General features: G+C 58.8%; 1 protein-coding gene and 1 pseudogene. Both read left to right on the top strand.

The features are described from left to right. Positions 1–195 (top strand): annotated as a pseudogene (locus BG74_RS07445) (3-deoxy-D-manno-octulosonic acid transferase); the annotation flags it as partial. Continuing rightward, a partial coding sequence (locus BG74_RS17790; RefSeq protein WP_244267423.1) for a glycosyltransferase family 2 protein occupies positions 196–493 on the top strand: 298 nt, incomplete at its 3' end. It lies immediately after the preceding pseudogene.

Below are 493 nucleotides of genomic sequence, written 5' to 3'. Positions count from 1 at the left end.
CTGGATGAAGCCGGCGGGTTGATTACTGTCACCGACGTGCCGACGCTGGTCAACGCGGTCTCAACTCTGTTGACCGATGAGGATTATCGCCTATATTACGGCCGACATGCCGCCGAGGTTCTGCACCAGAATCATGGCGCTCTGCAGCGCCTGCTGAATTTGCTTGAGCCTTATCTGCCGCAAAGGAGTCATTGAATGTCGCAAAGAAAGCGTCTGTCAGTGGTGCTCATTACCCGTAACGAAGCTGAACTCCTGCCAGATTGTTTGGCGTCGGTAAGCTGGGCCGATGAAATCGTGGTGCTGGATTCTGGCAGCAGTGACGAAACGCGCCATATCGCCGCGCAGGCGGGCGGGCGCGTCTTCCAATCCACAGACTGGCTGGGCTTCGGTATCCAGCGCCAGCGGGCGCAGGCGTATGCCAGCGGCGATTATATCCTTATGCTTGACGCCGACGAGCGCGTCACGCCGCTACTGCGCCGGGCGATTCAGGAAG

It is taken from the genome of Sodalis-like endosymbiont of Proechinophthirus fluctus (assembly GCF_001602625.1).
Taxonomy (GTDB): domain Bacteria; phylum Pseudomonadota; class Gammaproteobacteria; order Enterobacterales; family Enterobacteriaceae.
Note: the sequence above shows the minus strand (reverse complement) of the source record. Positions and strands in the feature narration are given on the sequence as shown.